The sequence below is a fragment of the Pseudomonas sp. PvP025 genome (assembly GCF_017832155.1).
Taxonomy (GTDB): Bacteria; Pseudomonadota; Gammaproteobacteria; order Pseudomonadales; family Pseudomonadaceae; genus Aquipseudomonas.
Genome location: NZ_JAFIBJ010000001.1, coordinates 424,606 through 441,386 on the forward strand (window position 1 = coordinate 424,606; position 16,781 = coordinate 441,386).

The 16,781-nt window shown below is 59.1% G+C and carries 12 protein-coding genes and 1 pseudogene; 9 read left to right on the forward strand and 4 right to left on the reverse strand.

Annotated features, from left to right (window positions below):
- Positions 1-43 precede the first annotated feature (43 nt).
- A pseudogene (locus JOE32_RS02020) lies at positions 44-1,993 on the reverse strand (FAD-dependent oxidoreductase).
- Between the two features lie 773 nt (positions 1,994-2,766).
- On the opposite strand from JOE32_RS02020, the gene mgtA reads away from it, so the two are divergent.
- From mgtA to JOE32_RS02045, 5 genes are all read left to right on the forward strand, one after another.
- Positions 2,767-5,472: a magnesium-translocating P-type ATPase gene (gene mgtA / locus JOE32_RS02025; protein ID WP_209980975.1), complete on the forward strand. Its 2,706-nt coding sequence runs from the start codon at positions 2,767-2,769 to the stop codon at positions 5,470-5,472.
- A gap of 93 nt (positions 5,473-5,565) precedes the next feature.
- A complete protein-coding gene (locus JOE32_RS02030) occupies positions 5,566-6,282 on the forward strand; it encodes an MgtC/SapB family protein (protein ID WP_209980977.1) in 717 nt (238 codons plus the stop codon).
- 296 nt (positions 6,283-6,578) lie between these two features.
- Positions 6,579-7,205, forward strand: coding sequence for a response regulator transcription factor (locus JOE32_RS02035; RefSeq protein ID WP_209980979.1), 627 nt, complete (start codon positions 6,579-6,581; stop codon positions 7,203-7,205).
- A gap of 36 nt (positions 7,206-7,241) precedes the next feature.
- Positions 7,242-10,835 (forward strand): transporter substrate-binding domain-containing protein, encoded by a 3,594-nt coding sequence (locus JOE32_RS02040; protein ID WP_209980981.1) that lies wholly within the window; start codon positions 7,242-7,244, stop codon positions 10,833-10,835.
- Between the two features lie 134 nt (positions 10,836-10,969).
- Positions 10,970-11,386, forward strand: coding sequence for a chemotaxis protein CheY (locus JOE32_RS02045; protein WP_209980983.1), 417 nt, complete (start codon positions 10,970-10,972; stop codon positions 11,384-11,386).
- A 2-nt stretch (positions 11,387-11,388) separates the two neighbouring features.
- On the opposite strand, the gene dkgB is transcribed toward JOE32_RS02045, so the two are convergent.
- On the reverse strand, positions 11,389-12,207 hold the full coding sequence (gene dkgB / locus JOE32_RS02050) for a 2,5-didehydrogluconate reductase DkgB (RefSeq protein WP_209980986.1): 819 nt from the start codon (positions 12,205-12,207) through the stop codon (positions 11,389-11,391).
- A 169-nt stretch (positions 12,208-12,376) separates the two neighbouring features.
- Positions 12,377-13,456: a 3-deoxy-7-phosphoheptulonate synthase gene (locus JOE32_RS02055; protein WP_209980988.1), complete on the reverse strand. Its 1,080-nt coding sequence runs from the start codon at positions 13,454-13,456 to the stop codon at positions 12,377-12,379.
- A gap of 611 nt (positions 13,457-14,067) precedes the next feature.
- On the opposite strand from JOE32_RS02055, the gene JOE32_RS02060 reads away from it, so the two are divergent.
- Together JOE32_RS02060 and JOE32_RS02065 are read left to right on the forward strand one after the other, a co-directional pair.
- Positions 14,068-14,817, forward strand: coding sequence for a carbon-nitrogen hydrolase family protein (locus JOE32_RS02060; RefSeq protein ID WP_209980990.1), 750 nt, complete (start codon positions 14,068-14,070; stop codon positions 14,815-14,817).
- The gene (locus JOE32_RS02065; protein WP_209980992.1) at positions 14,818-15,249 is read left to right on the forward strand and encodes a GNAT family N-acetyltransferase; all 432 of its coding nucleotides are present in this window, start codon (positions 14,818-14,820) and stop codon (positions 15,247-15,249) included.
- Positions 15,250-15,283: 34 nt separating this feature from the next.
- Here the strand turns inward: JOE32_RS02065 and JOE32_RS02070 are convergent, their stop codons facing one another.
- Entirely contained in the window at positions 15,284-15,463 is a 180-nt protein-coding gene (locus JOE32_RS02070) for a DNA-binding protein (RefSeq protein ID WP_307495549.1), read from the reverse strand.
- Positions 15,464-15,605: 142 nt separating this feature from the next.
- Here JOE32_RS02070 and JOE32_RS02075 point away from each other — a divergent pair, with 142 nt between their 5' ends.
- Entirely contained in the window at positions 15,606-15,989 is a 384-nt protein-coding gene (locus tag JOE32_RS02075; protein WP_209980994.1) for a helix-turn-helix transcriptional regulator, read from the forward strand.
- Between the two features lie 150 nt (positions 15,990-16,139).
- Positions 16,140-16,781 carry a UvrY/SirA/GacA family response regulator transcription factor gene (uvrY, locus tag JOE32_RS02080; RefSeq protein ID WP_003190387.1) on the forward strand — a complete coding sequence of 214 codons (642 nt, stop codon included), beginning with the start codon at positions 16,140-16,142 and terminating at the stop codon, positions 16,779-16,781.

A 16,781-nucleotide genomic window follows, 5' to 3' on the forward strand; every position in this document is an offset into this window, starting at 1 on the left:
AAGTCAGACGGTTCCTGTTGAGCCGTGGCCTGTTTCTCTTTATTTAACGCTCAACCCGATACTCTGGATAATCACTCAGGGTAAAGCCGCCATTGAAGGATGCCTGGGTCTTCTCGCAGATGTTGATCACGGTATCTATTGCTCCCCTGAAGCACGGTTCCGTCCAGCCAGCGTCAACCGAAAACGACTCGCCACACAAGTAGAGCCCTGACGCGTATGAGTAATCTCTGTTGTACTTCATCAGGCTCACCGCATCGTAGTAAGTGCCCGCACGATAAAGCTTCGCGCAACCGAGTGAGTGTTTGTCATTCATCCAGCGCTGAACGACGGCCTGTTCACGCGCTATATAAGGCGAAATATTTTGGTGTATATTGGTCGATTTCAGAAGTATTCTATCCAGCTCGTCTATGCACTTTTCAACCAACTATTCATCGGTGAAAACTAATAGTTTCGTGGCGTCGTCTTCCCAGGTGTAGCTGAGCAGAATGCAGTCGTAGGTGTGGTTGTTGTTATAGCGGTAAGTGTATACGTCGTGTATCAGGCTGTCCGTTACGATGGTTTGCGGGATAGTTATATTATGCGAAATAAACGATTTTTTTAACGGCGCATACACCTTGCAGCTGGTTTCCCAGTGGGCCGTTTTGTAGGCCGATATTATTTCGAAGGGAAGCATTTTCTGATCGAAGTTTTCGAGTGATATCTGCGTTTCTATTAGCCAGGAGGGTAGGGTCATGACGACGGAGTCAGCGTCGATAAACTCTTTTTTTGCCCTCTCTGGATCGGCGCTGTTCCAATCGTAGTAAACCCGTATTTTTCCGCTGTTCAATTTTTTTAGTTTTGTTACCGCGCTGCTGGTCAGTAATCCGTGCCGATGTCCAAGCAAATGTTCGTATAGCGATTGCCGGGTCTCGTCAGGCTTTATGAATAGCAGTGATTCTGCCAAAGATCCAAGGCCGATGTAACAGGGTTTGCTGAACGGCAGGCCTCTTGAATCGACGGTCTCCAGGGCATTCAGATAAGGTGAATCTTTCGGGCTGCCGTCTTCATTCACGCGGCCATGGATCAACTGTAAATGACTGCTGAAACCGAATATTGCGGTGCGAAGTGGATAAAGCGAACAGACGTCGTAAAACGCTCCCCAACTGCCATCACCAATACCTATGGCATAAAAAATTGCCGACTCCTGAGCGTTCATGCCCATCCCGCCAAAATTGCCGGGGTCATCTTGCCGCCATGTGTCGATGGCTGGCATTTTCACCAAGTCCCGAAATGAAATACCTTCGTATTTTTTGACAATGGCCGTCCACATGTCATTCCAGCTTTCAGCAGCATAATGTTCGGATACGTTTAGCGTCATGCGTTCAGCAAACATTTTCCATTTTTCGAAAACCGTGCTCAAGGCTGCTCCGGGGGGCGGCGTTTTTCCATCAGCGTTCTTCCATATAAGCATGGTCGGCTCGTCACTTCCTTCTACGCTGCCTTCCCTGAGGTATATACCCGTTGATCGAACGGCAGGGCTGCCCGGATTTGGGAAGTCTGAATGCACTAATTCGAATGCGTCAGCGTAATAGGCCATGAGCGAGCGGCCCTCTTTAGGGTGTTCACCTGATTTGTTGAAGAATGGCATTCTCATTGCCCCCATTTCAAAAGGGGGACGGCCATACGTACGCGTGTTGTTTTTCCCAAAAGCGGTAAGGTGTCTGCCGCCGATGCGCTGGGACTTTTCAAGCAGCGTGATATTTTTAAAGCCGCATCTATGCAATTCGCGTGCGGTTGTCAGGCCGGTGATGCCTGCACCGATGATGCAGATTTTATGGTGGGTATCCGTTGCGTGAGCGACACCGTTTTCCTGTTCTACCAAGGCGCGATAGTCAAAGCATAAATCCGGCGGGCCATGGAAGGTTGCTCGCCACTTATTGTCTGCGCAGCGTTTTTCCCGATGGGCCTGAGAGGCGATGTCTGCTGGGTAGTTGAAATTGGAGCCGATGGTCATCCTGATATTCCCTGTTCAGTGTTGAGTCACTGCTTACAGGGTGAGCGCTGGTGCGGATAGACGGGAATAAGCCTGGAGTGATTGTTGGATAGGGAATATCGTGTTCTCGCGTAGGTGTTGCCAATGCTGTTCAGTTAAGCGCGGACTCCCGGTGGCGAGCAGGCTTGTCCTGCGTTGGGCTGCGCAGCAGCCCCAAAACCAGGCCCTGAGTAGTATCAGGTACACCGCGTTCTCCTTAATCGGGGGGCACTTCGCCCCCCAACGCGGGGCAAGCCCGCTCGCCACAGCGCCAGGTCGGGGAATTAGCGGGGGCTTTCATTGATCAAGGGGCTTGAAAATTGGTTCCTGAACCCACCCTGAAGAATTTTCGTATTCACCATTTCGACACTTTCCTACGGTTTACTCTGCCGGCACCGGGGCGTAAGCTTCGCGCGTTTTCATCAATAGCGGAGACCCTCAGTGGGTACTTGTTCGAGCGACAGTTGTCGGCCGGTCTCGGTAACCGGCACGTACTTGGCAAGGTAACGCGCATTCTTTTCGATGCCGTTGTCTCGCCAAAAAAGCGAGAAGCGGCATCCCGGTAGCGGCCAGTCCTGGCCCTGCCTCGATCCTCTCTCATCGACGCTGACCAGCCACCCGATTAACCTCGGGAGGCTACGGACGCGCCTGCCTGTTACGGCAGGCGGGCCAAATCTGTCTGTGCCTGTGAAACGGGCGCGGTGCAGAGGGCAGTACCTGCACGACGGGTTTTTACCTCGCGCAGGAGTAACACCATGAAACTCACGCTGCTCAAAGAGTTCTTCGCAGGCTTTCTGCGGACCCGCCATATCGCCCGGCATTTTCGCCGCCTGGCGATGCTCGAAACCGTGACCGACGCCAGCGTCAGCCGTGAAGTGCCGCCGACGTTGGCGCAAACCCTGGTGGCCGCCGCCAACAGTAATGCCGGGCAATTGCTCGGCACGCTGGGCAGCCATGCCGAGGGCCTGAGCACCCAAGACGCCGATGCCCTGCGCGTGCAATACGGCCTCAATGAAGTCGAGCATGAGCAGCCGCTGCCATGGTGGGTGCACCTGTGGCACTGCTACAAGAACCCGTTCAACCTGCTGCTGACCTTGCTGGCAGTGATCTCGTGGCTGACCGAGGACATGAAAGCCGCCACGGTGATTTTCTCCATGGTGGTGCTCTCGACCCTGCTGCGCTTCTGGCAGGAGGCCAAGTCGAACAAGGCTGCCGATGCGCTGAAAGCGATGGTGAGCAATACCGCGACCGTGCTGCGCCGCGATGCCGCCAAGCGCATTGAGTTGCCGATCAAGCAACTGGTGCCGGGCGACCTGATTGTGTTGTCGGCCGGCGACATGATCCCGGCGGACTGCCGCGTGCTCACGGCCAAGGACCTGTTCGTCAGCCAGGCGGCGATGACCGGTGAGTCGATGCCGGTGGAGAAATTCGTGCAGCAGCAGGACGCCGCCACGCGCAACCCGCTGGACCTGGAAAACATTCTGTTCATGGGCACCAACGTGGTGTCCGGCGCCGCCACCGCAGTGATCCTGGCGACCGGCAACAGCACCTATTTCGGCGCGCTGGCCCAACGCGTGACGGCCACCGACCGCGCCACTACGTCGTTCCAGCATGGCGTGAACAAGGTCAGCTGGCTGCTGATCCGCTTCATGTTCGTGATGGCGCCGGCAGTGCTGTTCATCAATGGTTTCACCAAGGGCGACTGGACCGAAGCGCTGTTGTTTGCGCTGTCGATTGCCGTGGGCCTGACCCCGGAAATGCTGCCGATGATCGTCACCTCCACCCTGGCCAAGGGGGCGGTGTTTCTGTCGCGCAAGAAGGTCATTGTCAAGCGCCTGGACGCGATCCAGAACTTCGGCGCCATGGACGTGCTGTGCACCGACAAGACCGGCACGCTGACCCAGGACAAGATTTTCCTGGCACGCCATGTCGACGTGTGGGGCGAGGACTCCGACGACGTACTGGAAATGGCCTACCTCAACAGCTACTACCAGACCGGGCTGAAAAACCTGCTGGACGTGGCGGTGCTGGAGCACGTGGACGTACACCGCGAGTTGAACGTGGGCACGGCCTTCCACAAGGTCGATGAAATTCCGTTCGACTTCAATCGCCGACGCATGTCGGTGGTGGTCGCCGAGCAAGGCTTGCCGCACCTGTTGATCTGCAAGGGCGCTGTGGAAGAAATCCTGTCGGTGTGCACCAGTGTGCGTCACGGTGACGTCAACGAGGCGCTGACCGACGAGTTGCTGGCGCGTATTCGCCAGGTCACTGCAGCGTTCAACGAAGAAGGCCTGCGCGTGGTGGCGGTGGCCGCACAACCTATGGCGCCGGGTCGCGATACCTACAGCCTGGCGGATGAAAACAACCTGACCCTGATCGGCTATGTCGCGTTCCTCGATCCCCCCAAGGAAAGCACCGCGCCGGCGCTCAAGGCGCTCAAGGCGCATGGTGTTGCGGTCAAAGTACTCACCGGCGACAACGAACTGGTCACTGCCAAGATCTGCCGCGAAGTAGGCCTGGAACAGCAAGGCTTGCTGATGGGCAATGACATTGAAGACATGAGCGACGCCGAGCTGGCCAAGGCGGTGGAAACCACCAATGTGTTCGCCAGGCTCACACCCAGCCACAAGGAGCGCATCGTGCGCCTGCTCAAGGCCAACGGGCACGTGGTCGGGTTCATGGGCGACGGCATCAATGATGCGCCGGCGCTGCGTACCGCCGATATCGGGATTTCGGTGGACAGCGCGGTGGATATTGCCAAGGAAGCGGCCGACATCATTCTGCTGGAAAAGAGCCTGATGATCCTCGAGGAGGGCGTGCTCGAAGGACGTCGTACCTTCGCCAACATGCTCAAGTACATCAAGATGACCGCCAGTTCCAACTTCGGCAACGTGTTTTCGGTGCTGGTGGCCAGTGCGTTTATTCCGTTCCTGCCGATGCTGCCGATGCACCTGCTGGTGCAGAACCTGCTGTATGACATTTCGCAGATCGCGATTCCGTTCGATAACGTTGACGAGGAGATGCTCGCCAAGCCGCAACGCTGGCAGCCGGGGGACGTGGGGCGCTTCATGCTGTTCTTCGGGCCGATCAGTTCGATCTTCGACATCACCACGTTTGCCCTCATGTGGTACGTGTTCGATGCCAACACCCCGGACCACCAGACCCTGTTCCAGTCCGGCTGGTTTGTGGTGGGGCTGCTGACCCAGACGTTGATCGTGCACATGATCCGCACCCCGAAAATTCCGTTCCTGCAAAGCCGTGCGGCGATGCCGTTGATGGTGATGACCGGAGTGATCATGGCCGTGGGGATTTTCCTGCCGATGGGGCCGCTGGCGCATTACTTCAAGCTGCAGGCGCTGCCATCGCTGTACTTCGTGTTCCTGCCGGTGATTCTGCTGGCGTACATGGCGCTGACCCAGGCGGTGAAGGGCTACTACATCCGTAAATTTGGCTGGCAGTAAGACTTTATTGGCAACATTGCCTGCCCCTGTGGAAGCCAGCTCTCACAGGGGCAGGGTCGTTTTAATCAATGGCTGCAGACAGGGAAATTTTTTATGCAGGCAATCCATAACATTAACCTCGATTCGTTGATCGATACCCTGATCAGCCTCACGGCCGCGTTTATCTTCGGTGGCCTGATCGGCTTCGAGCGCCAATACCGTCAGCGCACGGCGGGCCTGCGTACCAACGTGCTGGTGGCGGTGGGTGCGGCGATCTTCGTCGACATGGCCAGCCGTCTTGGCGGTGCGGAAGGCGCAGTGCGGGTAGTTGCCTATGTGGTCTCGGGCATCGGCTTTCTCGGGGCCGGCGTGATCATGCGCGAAGAAGGCAATGTGCGCGGGCTCAACACGGCGGCCACGTTGTGGGGCTCGGCTGCGGTAGGCGCCTGTGCCGGTGCCGACCTGATTCTGGAAGCGTTGTTGGGAACTCTATTCGTGCTGGCCGCCAATACCTTGCTGCGGCCGATCGTCAATAACATCAACCGCCAACCGCTGGACGTGGTATCGGCCGAGGTGACCAACATCCTCTATGTCATCGCGCGGCGCAGCCAGCAACAGGCGGTGATGGTGTTGCTGGAAGCCGAGCTGGCGCGCTGCAATTACCCGGCCAGTGACATTGATGTGCGGCCGTTCGGCAGCGAGGAAGTGGAGATCGAGGCCACCCTGGCCGCCACATCGGTGGATGGCGACGAGCTGGACGCGCTGGTGGCGCGTATTTCCGGTTCGACCCTGGTGGTGCAGGCGTTCTGGAGTCCGAGTACCACCGACTGACGGGGCGCGCGCAAGGCGCGTCCACGTTGCCGGATCTTCAGGCGTTGTGAGGATAAGTCCTACGCCTGGTCAGGAATATCCCTTCGGTTCAGGCGTTATTACGTTGCTAAGGTTGCGCTCTCGCTGCTATCCGGCGGCAAAAATTCGGCTGTGCCTATCCGAAAATGCTTTCAATCGAGGGGAACAGGCTGACCCGGTGTTGAGCGAGCGCAGTGCCGCCGGTCGGAACTGTCATTTCTCACAGGTACCTGCGTTTCGTGTGATGTGTGAATGTACTGGCGTCTCAGGGGAGTGTTATGAGTAAAGCGTTAATCGTCGATGATCACCCGTTTATCCGTCAAACCGTCCGGTTCCTGCTCAAACAGGAGGGTTTCACCGAGATCGATGAGGCGGGTAATGGCGCGGACGCGGTACAGAAGGCTCGGGAAGGTCGCCCGGATTTGATGATTCTTGACCTGTCCATTCCGAAGCTGGGTGGGCTGGAGGTGATCAGTCGGGTCAAGACACTGGGCTTGCCGTGCAAGATGCTGGTGCTGACCGCGTCCCTTGCGGAGTTTTTCTCTGCCCGCTGCATGCGCGCCGGCGCCATGGGGTTTGTCGCCAAGACCGGTGAACTGGACGAGCTGCAGAAGGCGATCAAGGCGGTGATGTCCAATTACAGCTGCTTTCCCAGCTTGCCGAGCAGTTCGGTACGGCGTGACGACTTGCAATCCACCGAGCTGCAACTGGTGGAGTCGCTGTCTGATCGCGAGTTGGAAGTCCTGCGCATGCTCGCACTGGGGCTGGGCAACAACCAGATTGCCGAGCAGATGCTGCTCAGCCATAAAACGATCAGCACCTACAAGACACGCCTCAAGGAGAAGTTGCGTATGTCCTCGGTGGTGCACATCGCAAAATTTGCCCAGCGCAACCACTTGATCTGACCGCACATGAGGTTCGTCAGGATTCGCCCCTTCATCATGGCCCTGTTACTGGCCTGGCTGCCGATGGTGGCGGCCGCTCTCGACGAGCCATCCTCCCTGCGTTTATTGGCGCATTCCAGTTTTCATGGTCCGTCCCCGGTATTGAAGGAGTCCGACTGGCGCTGGCTGCGTGAGCGGCGCACGTTGCTGATGGGGATTTCCGCCCCCGATTACGCGCCCTTTGACCTGACGAACAACAATGGTGAGTTCCAGGGCATCACCGCTGATTTTGCGGCGCTGATCAGCCAGGCCTTGAATGTCACCATCGAGGTCCGATCCTACGAGACCCGCGATGAAGTGATCGAAGCCCTCAAGCAGGGCGCCGTGGACTTCATCGGTTCCGCCAATGGCTATGAAGCCGCAGACCCGCAACTGGTGATGTCGCGCGCCTACGCCAACGACCAGCCGACCCTGGTCACTCGCACGGGTGACAGCCAGGCGCTGACCAGCGACCTTGCGGGCAAACGCGTGGCGATGCTTTATCACTACTTGCCACCCGAAATGGTGCGCGGTTTTTACCCCGATGCGCGTTTGGAGCTGTTTTCCTCGACGTTCGAGGCGATCGGCGCGGTGGCGTTCGGTCGCGCCGATGTGTATCTGGGCGATGCCATCAGCACCAATTACCTGATCAACCGTAACCATCTGAATAATGTGCGCATGGTGGACTTTTCCACCCTGGAAGTCAGCCCGTTTGCGTTCGCCCTGACGCGTGACAACAAGCAGTTGCTGGCAATTATCAACGCTGCGCTGACGGTGGTGCCGGCCAGCGAGCAAATGGAGATTCTGCGCCGCTGGAGTGGCGGCAACCTGGGGATTGTCGGCGCCGAGCGCTTGCAATTGAGTGCCAGTGAACAGCGTTGGCTGGAGAAACATCCACGGGTCAAGATTGCGGTGCCCGACAAGTTCATGCCGCTGTCTCTGATCGATGACCAGGGGCAATTCGAAGGGCTGAGCGCCGAGTTGCTGTCCCGTATCAGCCTGCGCACCGGCCTGAAATTCGATACCGTGCCGGGCCGCTCGATCCCGCGGCAGATCGATCAGGTGAGCGCGGGCGGAGCGGACATGCTGGCGGTGGTGACGCCCAGTGTCGAGGGCGCCGAAAAGGTTCGTTTCACCCGGCCCTATCTGACCAACCCGCTGGTGCTGGTGACCCGTGGCGAAGAGCGCAGCCCGCTTACGCTGGAGGACATGGTGGGTAAGCGCCTGGCGCTGATCGGCGGCAGTGGCCTGCACGATACGATTGCGCAGAACTTTCCCGGTATCCGTTTCGTGGACGTCGAGAACCCGGAACAGGCGCTGGCGCTGGTGGCCAATGGCGGCGCAGAGGGCGCGGTCAACTCGCTGCTCAGTGCGCGCTTTATGATCGCTCGGTCTTACCGCGACCGCCTGCGCGTTACCAGCACGATCGGCTCGGACCCCGTGCGTATCGCCTTCGGGGTCAACCGCAGCCAGTTGGAACTGTTTTCGATCCTCGACAAGGCACTGCTGAGCATCACGCCGCAGGAAATGGATGAAATCATCGGCCATTGGCGCAATGAGGTCATCATCGAGGACAGTTACTGGCTGCGTCATCGCAACATCATCCTGCAAGGGTTCGGCCTGGCTGCGCTGCTGTTGGTGATCACCCTGGGCTGGGCCATTTATCTGCGCAGCCTCATCCGCAAGCGGGTGCAGGCCGAGCGCGCCTTGAGCGATCAAATGCGCTTCATGAGCGTGTTGATCGACGGTACGCCGCACCCGATTTACGTGCGTGACCGCCAGGGACGGTTGATGGCCTGCAACAACGCGTACCTCGACGTGTTCGGCTTCAGGCTCGAAGAGGTGATAGGCAAGACCGTGGTCGAAACCGACACCGGCAACCCGCCCCAGGCGCAGCTGTTCCATGAGGATTACATGCGCCTGATGACCAGCGGCGTGCCGCAGATTCACGACAGAATCCTCAAGGTGCCGGGTAACAAGGTGCTGACCATTTACCAATGGATGCTGCCGTACCGCGATGGCGATGAGAACGTGGTGGGCATGATTGCCGGTTGGGTGGATGTGAGCGAACGGCAACGGTTGCTCGGTCAGTTGCAGGAGGCCAAGGAAGATGCGGACGCCGCCAACCGCGCGAAGACCACGTTCCTGGCGACCATGAGTCACGAGATTCGCACGCCCATGAACGCGGTGATCGGCATGATCGAGCTGGCCCTGGCGAACGCCGAGCAGGGCCGCCCCGACCGCGATGCCCTGCAGGTGGCGTCGGTGGCGTCACGCGGCATGCTGGAGTTGATCGGCGATATCCTGGACATCGCCAGGATCGAGTCCGGCCACCTTTCGCTGGCCCAGGAGCCGGCCAATCTGCATGAACTGCTGCTGTCGGTGGCGCGAGTGTTCGAAGGGCTCGCGCGGTCCAAGGGCCTGGCGCTGCAGGTGGAACTGGATCCGTTGATGGATTGCCCGGTGCTGGTTGATCCGTTGCGGTTCAAGCAGGTGATGTCCAACTTGCTGAGCAATGCGATCAAATTTACGTCGCGGGGCCAGGTGCGGTTGGGAGGATGCGTTTCGCCGACCAGCGATGCTGACCAACTGGAGTTCAAGTTGTGGGTCGAAGACGCCGGAATCGGCATCAGTGCGCAAGACCAGCAGCGCCTGTTCAACCCGTTTATCCAGGGCAGCAACAGTGAGCAATCGGCGCGCAGCGGGTCCGGGCTGGGGCTGGTGATCAGCCGCAACCTGTGTGAAATGATGGGGGGCAAACTGCACCTGAGCAGCGTACTGGGCAAGGGCACGCGGGTGGATGTGGTCGTGACGCTGGCCCGCACCGCGCGGTTACCCACCGAGCATCCGGCGCCGGTCGCGCGGGTGCAACCGGTTAAGGCATTGGACATCCTGGTGGTGGATGACTATCCGGCCAACCGCGTGCTGCTGGCCCGTCAATTGAGCTTTCTGGGGCATCGAATCAGGACTGCGGATGAGGGCAATCAGGGGTTCGAGCTATGGAAAACTGCACCTGCGGATGTGGTCATCACCGATTGCAACATGCCGCTCAAGAATGGCTACGCATTGGCCCGTGATATTCGCGCGTATGAACGCGAGCACGGCCGGGTGCCATGCCTGCTGCTGGGTTTTACCGCCAATGCGCAACCTGAAGAAACCGAACGCTGTCGCGAGGCCGGCATGGACGGTTGCCTGTTCAAACCGGCGGGCCTCGAAGACTTGCGCTCGGCGTTGGCCGCGCTCACCGATCAAGCGTCAGCTGCGGGCCAGGCCGCTGTAGTTGACTTGGGCGCTCTGGTCTCGCTGACTGGCGATGATCGCGCCGCGCTGCTTGAGCTGCTGGCGCCGTTGCTCGACAGCCTGCAGGCTGACCGCGCGCTGCTTTCGAAGCTGCACAGTGAGCTCGACTTTCACGCGTTGCATGATCTGGCTCACCGCGTCAAAGGTGGCGCGCACATGGTCAGGGCCCACGTACTGATCGCGTGTTGCGACACGCTGGAGGCGGCCTGCCTGCGCCAGGAGCGCAACGCACTGGTTGCGGCGGTAGAGGCGGTAGGCGTGGCGATTGACGATGTGCATCACGGCTTAAATGTTTATTGCAACCAGCCTTGACTGTGATTTATGGCCATTCGGTAAGTTTGGGACAACTCCTACGCGAAGGGGGAACAAGCCTGATTTTGTCTGCGGGATATGTCTGGAAAATGGGCCGCGCTCACTGACGAGCTCCGCCTGCGCAGGTACCCGACATGCCGAACAAAGCACTGACCATCCTGATTGCCGATGAACAGCACCTGCAACGACTGCACATCGAGAGAATGCTCAATCAGCTGGGATATCACCGCATTCTGCCGGTGCAAACCTTCGAAGAAGTCCAGATCCTGACGGGCATTCCGGCCGAGCCCTTCGATGTATTGATCATCAATGCGGGACTGGCGGCCCAGGCGACCGGGCCCCAGCCCCAGGCCCGTCATGTGTTGGTGTACGACCATCTGAACCTCGCCGCACCCGCCGGCGCAATGTCGACGTTGCCGGTACGTTTGCCCGGCGTTCCGGACACGGTCAACCTCAAGCACTTCATGGACATCATCGATCCCCCTGGGGCTTCGCGGGGGCTGCGGGTTTTACCGTGGCTGCGGGAGTTGTCCCGCAAGCCGGCTGCCTGAGTTCAATCCCACTGCGGTGCGATGCTCTTGGGGCTGGTCAACCGATGGCCACGTTCCAGGCTGGCAATTTGCGTCATGTCGTCGGCGCTCAAGGTCAGTTGCAGGGCTTTCAGGTTGCTCGCAAGGTTGGCGCGTTTGGTCGACGACGGAATCACCGCGTGGCCCAGTTGCATGGCCCAGGCCAGCGCCACTTGCGCCGCAGTGGCTTGGTGGCGTTCGGCGATTTGCTTGAGTACCGGGTCGTTGAGCACTTCGCCATAGGCCAGGGTCATGTACGAGGTAATCTGGATATCGTTGGCGTGGGCGAATTCCACCACCTTGCGGTTTTGCAGGTAGGGGTGCAGCTCGATTTGGTTGGTGGCGATATTCTCCGCGCCTACGGCGGCAATCGCCTGTTTCATCAGGTCGACCGTGAAGTTGGAGATGCCGATCTGACGCGTCAGGCCCAGGCGCTTGGCTTCCAGTAACTGGCCCATGAACTCGGCGACGGGTACCTGGTTTTCCGGTGACGGCCAGTGAATCAGCGTCAGGTCCAGGTAATCGGTTTTGAGCTTGCGCAGGCTCTCCTGCAGGCTGGGAATCAACTGGTCCTGGGCGAAATTGGATACCCATATTTTGCTGGTGATGAACAGCTCGTCACGTGGCACGCCACTGTCGGCAATCGCCTGACCAACCTCGGCTTCGTTCTCGTAGATCTGCGCCGTGTCGATGGCGCGGTAGCCCAGTTCCAGGCCGGTGCTGACGGAGTCGATCACCACCTGGCCCTTCAAACGGAAGGTGCCAAGACCGAAGGCGGGGACTTTTTGCGTTGGGATGGACATCGGATGCTCCTGAACGGGTGTGAACAATGGAGTCGAGTATCCACGCGTCGTTCCGTTGGAAAAACCGCTGAATCCGCAAAGGACTGTTGACCGAGTGGCACGAATAGCGGTGCGACTCGATCAACGGTGGGAGGAAGCAAGCCCCCTCCCAGACTTTGATCTTTAGCGGTCAGGCGAGTGTGCGGGGGGCGCGCAAGCGTTCGGCCGCACTGCGCAGCAATTGCTCGGTGGCGGTCCAGCCCAGGCAGCCGTCGGTTACCGAGACGCCGTATTTCATCGACGCGCTCAACGGCTGGCAGCCTTCGAACAGGTGGCTTTCGAGCATCATGCCGATCAGCGACGTGTCGCCCTGCAAGCGTTGCTCCAGCACCTCGTTGAACACGGCCGGCTGACGTAGCGGGTCCTTGCCGCTGTTGGCATGGCTGCAATCGACCATGACGCGTGCGGCCACCTTGGCGTTGGCGAGGTCTCGCTTTACCTGTTCTACATTCTGCGCATCGTAATTCGGCCCGCGGTGACCGCCGCGCAGCACCAGATGGGTATCGGGGTTGCCCGGGGTCTGGATGATCGCCGGGTGGCCCTGGCTGTCGACACCGAAGTGGCGATGGGGGTGGGCGGCCGAGCGCATCGCGTCACAGGCAATGGCGACGCCGCCGTCGGTGCCGTTCTTGAAGCCCACGGGCATGCCCAGGCCGCTGGCCATTTCGCGATGGATCTGCGATTCGGTGGTGCGTGCGCCAATTGCGACCCAACTGAGCAGGTCATCGAAGTAGCCGGCTGCCATGGGCTGCAGCAGCTCGGTCGCGACCGGCAGGCCCAGGCGCAGCATTTCGCGCATCAGCTCGCGCGACAGCGTGAGGCCGGCGGCCATATCGTCGCTGCCGTCCAAGTGCGGATCGTAGGCCAGGCCTTTCCAGCCGATGGTGGTGCGGGGTTTCTCGACGTAGGCGCGGATCACCAGCAGCATCTGGTCACTGACGTCCAGTGCCAGCTTCTTCAGGTTGCGGGCGTATTCCATGGCCGATGCCGGATCGTGGATCGAACACGGGCCGACAATCACCAGCAAGCGTGAGTCTTCGCCATTGAGAATGGCGCGCACGGCTTGGCGATGGGCGTGGATCTGTTCATTGAGGAACGGACTGAGGGGCAACTGGTGCTTGAGTTCAAGCGCGCTGGGCAGGCGCCGGGTCAGGGCTTCATTGGCGCAGGTCAAGGCGTGGAGGGGCAGGGCGGCGACGGAGGAGTTCATATTCAGGGCTTCCTGGGCAAGCGGCGGGCTATTCCCGCGCACTTGGCCTACTGGGGTGTTCGACAATTGGCCGGGTTGGCTACGGGTGTGGATTTGCCACCAGCGGGTGACCGATCGGAGGCGGCAGGCTGTCCCGAGCGGAGCTGGCTAAATCGCCATGCAGTGCACGTGTCGTAACGGTAATAGGTGGCGTAGTTCATGGCTTGATTCCTTGTGTGTACGTGCAAAGTTGTTAAGGGCTGAAAAAACAAAACCCCCGATCGGGGAGCCGACCGGGGGTTAGATTTCTCTGGTAGGCGACCCCTTGAACAGTGGGCGCCGATTTCAGGTATCAGGCGCGCCAGTGGCTGAACCAATACCCAAAATAAAAGCTGACCAGCGCGCTCAAACCGCTCACGCGGGCAGCCGCAACCGAGCGCTGGACGCTGGCAGCCGGGCAAACCTGAGGGTGAGTGAGTTGCAGCATGGTCGCTCTCCGAAATGATGGTGCCGAGCTTACTAGAGGCGCCCTGGCAGATTCAATCAGTAATTTCTATTGCCCGCAGGTACTTACCGCTATGGGGTGAGTGCCGATATGCTGGTCGCCTGTTGATGATTGATCGGATGCGACCATGACTGCCCTGACCCTTGCTGCTGCGCAATCCATTTCCATTGCTGGCGATGTGCCGGCGAATATCCAACGGCATGTGGCGCTCATGCGCGAGGCGGCTGAACAAGGCGTGCAATTGCTGATATTTCCCGAGCTGTCGTTGACCGGGTATGAGCCTTCGTTGGCGGCTGAACTGGCAATCGCTCCGGAGGACGCGCTGCTGTTACCGCTGCGCGAAATGGCGCGCGAACTTCAGATAACGGCGGTGGTGGGCATGCCGATTCGATTGACGCCGCAGGCAGGCGTGCTGATTGGCGCGCTGGTGCTGGGCGCGGACGGCGGCCTGGCGCTCTACACCAAGCAGCACTTGCACCCCGGCGAAGACGTGGCCTTCGTTGCAGGGCAAGGTGGTGCCGCTCTGGAATGGGGGAGCGACCGAATCGCACTGGCGGTATGTGCAGACTTTTCCCGCGCCAGTCATCCTCTAGCTGCGGCGCAGTCAGGTGCCAATATATATGCCGCCGGTGTACTGATCAGCGAAGGAGGGTACGCGGGGGACAGTGCGCTGCTGCAGGGCTATGCCGTTGAACACAAACTGCTGGTGTTGATGGCCAACCATGGCGGACCTTCGGGTGGCTGGGCCTGTGCCGGGCGCAGCGCAGTCTGGGCGGCGGATGGCCGTTTGCTGGCAGCTGCGCCTGGCATCGGTGATGCGCTGGTGATTGCCCATTGCGATGGCGATCAGTGGGCTGGCCGGGTGGTGGCGCTGTAAATGGCCTTTCACTTTCGCGCAGCCACGCAGCAGGACTTGGCTTTTGCCCGCACGCTCACCCACGAAGCCATGAACAATTACTACCAGCAGTACGGCTTGCTGTGGTCTGACAGAGGCTTCGACATGGCCTGGGCAGATCGGGAAAACTGGTTGATTTGCCGCGACGCCGATGTCCTGGGTTTTATCAGCCTGAGTCGCGACAGCCGGGCGCTCTATATCCGCGAGCTGCATATGATCGAGGGCTGTCGTGGTCTGGGTGCGGGAAGCTGGGTGCTGCAACAGATGGCGTTAAAAGCGCAGGCGCCAGGCCTGTTGCGGTTGACCGTGTTCAAGACCAACCCGGCGCGCAGGCTCTATCAGCGCATGGGCTTCAGCATCGTCGGTGAAGAGAATTGTTTCTGGCGAATGGAGCAGATTTGCCGCGCAAGCTGACCATGCGTCAAATCCTAATAAGCGCATACTGCCTTCAGGAACCGAATTCCTGATCTTCGTTCTGGCTCTCAGCCTCAGCAAGGATGATCCCTTCTTTCATGCCCAAAAGGACCGCTACCTTATGGGCCTCCCCACGCCGCCCCTTTTTGCGCCCAGCGAGCACTTGATAGGTGGTTGCCGGATCTACACCCTGTTCACGGACGAACGCTTGCACAGACTTTCACTGGTGTTCCAGCCAGGCCTTGGCTTGTGCAGCGGTCCGAATTCCGGGCATAGTTCAAAACCGTTCAAGTTTGTTTAACCAAGCGGTGAGTGTGTCATCTCTTGGGGGGGGTCAAATAGGATCATGCATCCAAATGAGTGGAATCAGTTCACGTTTAAGGCAAGAAAGAGAGCGGCTTGGCATGTCGCAAAAAGTTTTTGGTGAGATTGGCGGCGTGGAGGCCAACGCACAAGGTAAATATGAAAGTGGCGGTCGGGCGCCTAAAGCCGACTACCTGTCTCGTGTGGCGGAGAAAGGCGTGGACGTGCTTTACGTGCTGACGGGCAACGCTACGCCGATTCAACTGGCGCATCTGAGCCAGATCGAAGAAAAAGTGCTGGGTGATTACCGCACGATGTTCAAGGAGGACCAGGATGCGATCCGCCGTCTGACGTCGACCCTGGCTGAGCACTCCCTTAAGGTGAACGGCAGAGTTACGGCGAACGGCAAATCCAGGCAGCCGCTTCAGGATTCCTGACGGTTTACCCAGGAAAAAGCGCCGTTCGTCATCCGACGAACAGGCGCGCGGCGCCAAAAAATCATATATGACACGTGCAACTAGGTCTGTGCCTTGGTTTTTTGCTAAGGTGTTCGGCAATGTATAAAGACCATTTCGCGAGGTGTCTGCTTGATTAGGGTGCTAGTAGTCGATGACCATGATCTCGTTCGTACAGGCATTACACGAATGCTGGCTGACATCGACGGCCTGCAAGTAGTCGGCCAGGCCGAATCAGGAGAAGAATCCCTGATCAAGGCCCGGGAGTTGAAACCCGATGTGGTGTTGATGGACGTCAAGATGCCCGGAATCGGCGGGCTTGGGGCAACGACCAAACTGTTGCGCAGCCATCCGGACATCAAGGTCGTGGTGGTCACCGTGTGCGAGGAAGACCCGTTTCCAACTCGTCTGTTGCAGGCCGGTGCCGCCGGTTACCTGACCAAGGGCGCAGGCCTGGCAGAAATGGTACAGGCCATTCGCCTGGTATTTGCCGGCCAGCGGTATATCAGTCCGCAGATCGCCCAGCAGTTGGCCATCAAGTCTTTCCAGCCCACCAGTGATTCGCCGTTCGATGCGCTGTCGGAGCGGGAAATCCAGATTGCCCTCATGATCGTCGGCTGCCAGAAGGTGCAGACGATTTCGGACAAGCTGTGCCTCTCACCCAAGACCGTCAACACCTACCGTTATCGCATTTTCGAGAAGCTCGCCATCAGCAGTGATGTTGAATTGACCCTGCTTGCGGTGCGTCACGGCATGGTGGACGCCAGCGCCTGA

What these genes read in the sequence shown, in the direction of transcription:
- JOE32_RS02045 (WP_209980983.1), top strand. Translation starts at nt 10,970, where the DNA reads ATGCCGAACAAAGCACTGACCATCCTGATTGCCGATGAACAGCACCTG.
- JOE32_RS02075 (WP_209980994.1), top strand. Translation starts at nt 15,606, where the DNA reads ATGAGTGGAATCAGTTCACGTTTAAGGCAAGAAAGAGAGCGGCTTGGC.
- mgtA (WP_209980975.1), top strand. Translation starts at nt 2,767, where the DNA reads ATGAAACTCACGCTGCTCAAAGAGTTCTTCGCAGGCTTTCTGCGGACC.
- dkgB (WP_209980986.1), bottom strand. Translation starts at nt 12,207, where the DNA reads ATGTCCATCCCAACGCAAAAAGTCCCCGCCTTCGGTCTTGGCACCTTC.
- JOE32_RS02055 (WP_209980988.1), bottom strand. Translation starts at nt 13,456, where the DNA reads ATGAACTCCTCCGTCGCCGCCCTGCCCCTCCACGCCTTGACCTGCGCC.
- JOE32_RS02035 (WP_209980979.1), top strand. Translation starts at nt 6,579, where the DNA reads ATGAGTAAAGCGTTAATCGTCGATGATCACCCGTTTATCCGTCAAACC.
- JOE32_RS02060 (WP_209980990.1), top strand. Translation starts at nt 14,068, where the DNA reads ATGACTGCCCTGACCCTTGCTGCTGCGCAATCCATTTCCATTGCTGGC.
- JOE32_RS02065 (WP_209980992.1), top strand. Translation starts at nt 14,818, where the DNA reads ATGGCCTTTCACTTTCGCGCAGCCACGCAGCAGGACTTGGCTTTTGCC.
- JOE32_RS02040 (WP_209980981.1), top strand. Translation starts at nt 7,242, where the DNA reads ATGGCCCTGTTACTGGCCTGGCTGCCGATGGTGGCGGCCGCTCTCGAC.
- JOE32_RS02030 (WP_209980977.1), top strand. Translation starts at nt 5,566, where the DNA reads ATGCAGGCAATCCATAACATTAACCTCGATTCGTTGATCGATACCCTG.